The following is a 574-nucleotide window of genomic DNA, read 5'->3' on the forward strand; positions in this document are numbered from 1 at the left end:
ACGCACCTTCTCCTCAACGCGTCCGATCACCGTGGATGCGTTTGTCCCGAAAAGCTTGATCACCATGCCGGAGACCACTTCGCCCGTTCCATTGCGGGTTTGCACGCCGCGGCGGATAGCACCTCCAATCTCTATTTTAGCCAGGTCGCGAAGGTAGACAGGCGTGCCATCGACCGTCTTGACCACGATGTTTTCCAGATCGTCGAGACCCGTTGCTAGCCCGACGGAGCGCACGACAAACTCTTCACTGTTCTGCTCGATGAACTGCGCCCCCACGTTCAGGTTGTTCGCCTCGATCGTTTCAAGGAGCTCGTTCATCGTCACGTTGTACTGCAGAAGCGCGCTAGGCTCGACATTCACCTGGAACTGCTTTTCATATCCACCGATTCCCAGCACCTCGGTCACGCCTGGTACCGTTTGCAGGTTGTACTTGACGATCCAGTCCTGCATCGTGCGCAGCTCTTCAAGGGAATATTGCCCCGACGCGTCGTCGAGATAATAAAAGAGGACGAGACCCATCCCCGTAGAAATAGGCCCCATGCCCGGTTCGCCAAAACCCGCAGGGATCTGTTCG

At 56.6% G+C, this 574-nt stretch carries 1 protein-coding gene; it reads right to left on the reverse strand.

What is annotated here, in order from left to right:
- Window positions 1–574: efflux RND transporter permease subunit (locus tag KDM41_18720; protein ID MCB1185458.1), on the reverse strand; the 574-nt coding region annotated here is incomplete at both ends.

Source organism: bacterium (assembly GCA_020440705.1).
In the GTDB taxonomy this organism is placed as follows: Bacteria; Krumholzibacteriota; Krumholzibacteriia; order LZORAL124-64-63; family LZORAL124-64-63; genus JAGRNP01.